Genomic DNA, 3,739 nt, shown 5'->3' on the forward strand with positions numbered 1-3,739 from the left:
AATCGCGGTTGTCACTCGGTGGCAATTCGCATCTGCCACACGGGCAGTTCATAAAGGAAATTTTCATGCAATCACGTATCCAGATTCTGCATATTACGCACAAAGACGGCATCGCTAAGAAGTCCGGTAATCCGTACGAAATGCGTTTTGCCCAATGCATCGTGCATAGCGTCGAGGCGTCCGGCGAGGTTGTTCCGCTCGTGGGTGAATTGATGTTGCCGAAAGAATTCAATGCCATGACGCCGGGTGATTATCTGGTCGATTTCAAGGTCATGATCGATCAAAACAAGCGTGTTGGTGCGGTGGTCTCGTCGATGGTTCCTTATCCGGCTAAGGCTTCGCCTGCCCCAGCTCCTGCACCGGCTCCGAAGGCCGCGTAATGCTCTCCGCATCCTTTCAACCTCTGATCTCTGCTGCTGTTACCACTATTGAGGTGGCTGGCGGTTTGGTGGTCGGCGTCATTGTGGCGTCGAAGAGTTTTGATTGGGTGCGTTCTGTAATCGGTGGTGGTTCGTCGGTTGCTGGCCATGGCCCTGTTTTTCGTGATATCGAGGCTGAGCGTCGAGCCCCGACTATCGAGGATCACGAAGCGGCGGGGTTTCATGACGTTCATGTGGGGCCGGAGTGGTGGGATAGCTTTAGCCAGAGTGAGGCTGAGATGGTTGCTGATGCTGCTGCCTATGATGCGCGTCACCCGGAGTTCGGCTCTGTGGATGATGTTGAGGCGTACAGCGATGCCATGTCGGTTCGTTTCGATTCTATGGCTGAGGATGGAAGTTCGCCTGAAGATTTTTTTGACGCCGGTTGGCATGATGCCTCTGAGGATGAATAAATGGCAGTGTGCGCAAAAGTTGTGACATTGCCGCAAGGGTCGGTGTTCGCGGTGGACACGACTCAGACAGATTTGACGGCGTGTGCGTACGTCGTTGAAAGTGGGCCTGATCTGAGCAATAGTTTCTTGCTCATGTCGGCTGAGGATGGTGGTTATTTCGCGGCTGGTTTGATCACCGTGTGGATGGCTGCTTGGGGCGTAAAAGCCGTTATTAACGTAGTTCAAGGGAGTATTTCAAATGAATAAATTTGTGAAGAAAGTTGCTGTTGGTTTTGCGGTTGCCGCCTCGTCCGTGTCGGCGTTCGCTGCAAGTTCCATCGATATTTCGGCTGCAACCACGCAGGCGACGACGGATGTTCAGACGGCTGGTGGTCTGATTATCGGTGTTGTCGTGGTCTGCGCTTCGTTTTCGTGGATCCGGCGCGTCATTCGTTAAGTCGGCGTCGGCCTGTTGTGGGAAGGGGGCTGCGGCTCCCTTTTTTGTTAACGTTTTTTCGGGGGTGGTATGGCTGGATTGTTTGTGATTTTTGCGACGTGCGGCGCTTTTTGGATATTGCTCCGATAATGAGAAAACTATTTATATCGTTGTTTTTGCTGTTTGCTAGTAGCGCTTTTGCTGCTGGCCCTGCGCAAACTATCTATCAAATTAATGGCAGTACGGCTTATTACGGTACATTGGACTCACTTTGTGCTGCTATCGTTGCTCAATACAATGCGAGTGGCGATCCTACGGTGCTTGTTGCTGTTGTTGGTGGTAATTGTCAGGTCAAAGATACCAAGGTCGGAACGTTTTTGACTGGTGGCTTTTCTCAAGTCTTGGTATGTAGTTTTTCTGGTGGTGTGCCCGTTTTTGCTTCTGCATCCACTGGTCAATGTCCTGCGGCGCCTCCTGCCTGCAGTGTCGGTTCGCTGGGTAGTATGAGTATCATTACCGCTTACGCGACTGGCCCTGGCAGTGGTTCAGCGATAGCCAAGAAAATTATTCCTGATGGCGGGCTTCCTAGCGCCCAGTTTTGTTCTAACAGTTGTACCGTTGGGTTTGATTCTTCTGTTCCGAACACGGGTACCTGTGGTAGTCCCGCTGTCGCTGATGCGAAGGGGTATTACCCGATCAGTTGTACTGTGCCAATGAAGGGCTTGGGTACCCCGTGTGCTTCTAGTACGCCGGTTGTTAACGATCCTGCACAAGAGCCCACTGTAGCGCCACCTTCTAACCTAGGCGCTTGTCCCATTGGTTCGGTTCCCAGTGGCCAGGATCAGTCTGGCATGACCATCTGTGTTGGTAAGACGGTTGCTCCGAATTCTTCTTCCACGTCAGCGACTACATCGCCTACAACTACTACGACTGATTCTTCAAACGATACCGTGACTAGCAGTACGACGACGGTTAAAAATTCTGATGGTAGTTCTACTGCGACTACTACGACTACAACGACCACGCCCAGTGGTGCGAAAACGGTTGCTGTGACATCTTCAACCACTGCTGCATCGGCTGGGGGTGCTGGTGTCTCCGATGCTCAAAAGCCTACCGATATGTGTGCTTTGCACCCTGAATTAAATGTTTGTCAGAACAGCCAGGTGATGGGCCAGTGCGCGTTGATTACGTGTTCGGGTGATGCCATTACCTGTTCTGTTGCGCGTACTGCGGCGGACATGGATTGTAAGGATCAGGCGGCGGCTGCCGCTGCAACAGCTTTGCCGTCGACGGCTACCGGCGCTGCTATTTTGGCGGGTGCTGATCCGTTGGCGTCTCAGATTTCGGCGCTTACTACGGGTACTTCTGTCGATCTCAGCTCTACTGCTTTGGACGGGTCGGGCTTCCTCGGTGGTGGTAGCTGCTTGGCTGATAGGTCGTTTGTTGTTGCTGGTCAGTCGGTGCCGGTGCACTTCGCGTTTTTTTGCGATCACATCTCCAGCTTGCGTTTTGTTGTGTTGGCGTGCGCTGCTATCGCCTCGTACATGCTCGTTTCTAAATCCGTTTTGCAGGGGGCTTAATCATGTGGGCAGCGGTGTTTTTTCCGGCTTTGGTGGGGGCTTTGGCCACGGCGGTCGGCAGTTTGGCTGGTCGAGTTCTGATCGCCCTTGGCATCGGTTTCGTTACTTATAAGGGCGTTGATGTTTCTATACTCGCGATGAAAAATGCGGCGGTTTCAAGCGTGCAAGGACTTTCCGCTGACGCGCTCGCGCTGGTCGGTTTTCTTTGGCTTGATAAGGCGCTGTCGATGATGTTTTCGGCGGTTGCCGCATCCATGGCGATTCGCGCTATTGGCGGCTCGGTGAAGAAGATGGTGTTCAAATGATTACATGTATCACTGGGTTGCCGGGGCATGGCAAGACGTTGTACGCCGTGACGTTGATCAAGGCGATGGCCGAAAAGGAAAAACGGGACGTTTTCTATTCTGGGATTAAGGGTGTAATGCTTCCTTGGACTGAGTTTGTCGCTGAAGAGTGGATGGCTTTGCCCACGGGCTCGATGATAGTTATTGATGAGGCCCAATTCGTTTTTCCTAAGTTGGCGCCGGGTGCTAAACATCCCGATTTTTATAAGTTGTTGGCGACGCATCGGCATCAGGGATTCGATATTTTCCTTATCACTCAAGATGTGACGTTGATCGATCTGTTTCCCCGCAAACTCATTGATCGGCATTTGCATGTTGTTCGTAAGTTCGGGCTGCAACGTGCGACGGTTTATGAATTTCAAGGGGCGAAGATTGAACCGCTGGCCGCAAAGACCGTGGCCGGGGCGGTGGTGTCGAAGTGGGCATATCCGAAGTCGTCGTTTGGTTTGTATAAGTCGGCTGAGGTGCATACCGTTAAGACGCGGATACCGGCAAAGATCATTCTTGCTGTGCTCTTTATTGTTAGCTTTCTCGTCTTTGCTTTTTTCATGTTCAAGCATTTTCAGGC

At 52.1% G+C, this 3,739-nt stretch carries 7 protein-coding genes; all 7 read left to right on the top strand.

All coding sequences use genetic code 11. The features are described 5' to 3' along the window. Positions 1-380, top strand: a 380-nt coding sequence (locus M0974_RS25715; RefSeq protein WP_297843721.1) for a hypothetical protein, incomplete at its 5' end; no start/stop codon positions are given. After that, positions 380-832 carry a hypothetical protein gene (locus M0974_RS25720; RefSeq protein WP_297843723.1) on the top strand — a complete coding sequence of 151 codons (453 nt, stop codon included), beginning with the start codon at positions 380-382 and terminating at the stop codon, positions 830-832. The genes M0974_RS25715 and M0974_RS25720, both read left to right, overlap by 1 nt. Beyond that, entirely contained in the window at positions 833-1,078 is a 246-nt protein-coding gene (locus M0974_RS25725) for a hypothetical protein (protein ID WP_297843726.1), read from the top strand. Further along, a complete protein-coding gene (locus M0974_RS25730; RefSeq protein ID WP_297843729.1) occupies positions 1,071-1,268 on the top strand; it encodes a major capsid protein in 198 nt (65 codons plus the stop codon). Before M0974_RS25725 ends, M0974_RS25730 begins: the two co-directional genes overlap by 8 nt. A gap of 44 nt (positions 1,269-1,312) precedes the next feature. Beyond that, positions 1,313-2,827, top strand: coding sequence for a virulence factor TspB C-terminal domain-related protein (locus tag M0974_RS25735; protein WP_297843731.1), 1,515 nt, complete (start codon positions 1,313-1,315; stop codon positions 2,825-2,827). A 2-nt stretch (positions 2,828-2,829) separates the two neighbouring features. After that, the gene (locus tag M0974_RS25740) at positions 2,830-3,132 is read left to right on the top strand and encodes a DUF2523 family protein (RefSeq protein WP_297843735.1); all 303 of its coding nucleotides are present in this window, start codon (positions 2,830-2,832) and stop codon (positions 3,130-3,132) included. Beyond that, the coding region (locus M0974_RS25745; protein ID WP_297843738.1) for a zonular occludens toxin domain-containing protein at positions 3,129-3,739 on the top strand (611 nt) is incomplete at its 3' end. The genes M0974_RS25740 and M0974_RS25745, both read left to right, overlap by 4 nt.

The sequence above is a fragment of the Pseudomonas sp. genome, assembly GCF_026224925.1.
In the GTDB taxonomy this organism is placed as follows: domain Bacteria; phylum Pseudomonadota; class Gammaproteobacteria; order Pseudomonadales; family Pseudomonadaceae; genus Aquipseudomonas.

Bases quoted from the DNA above. Each gene is read 5' to 3' on its own strand.
- M0974_RS25720 (WP_297843723.1), top strand. From the start codon at position 380: ATGCTCTCCGCATCCTTTCAACCTCTGATCTCTGCTGCTGTTACCACT.
- M0974_RS25725 (WP_297843726.1), top strand. From the start codon at position 833: ATGGCAGTGTGCGCAAAAGTTGTGACATTGCCGCAAGGGTCGGTGTTC.
- M0974_RS25730 (WP_297843729.1), top strand. From the start codon at position 1,071: ATGAATAAATTTGTGAAGAAAGTTGCTGTTGGTTTTGCGGTTGCCGCC.
- M0974_RS25740 (WP_297843735.1), top strand. From the start codon at position 2,830: ATGTGGGCAGCGGTGTTTTTTCCGGCTTTGGTGGGGGCTTTGGCCACG.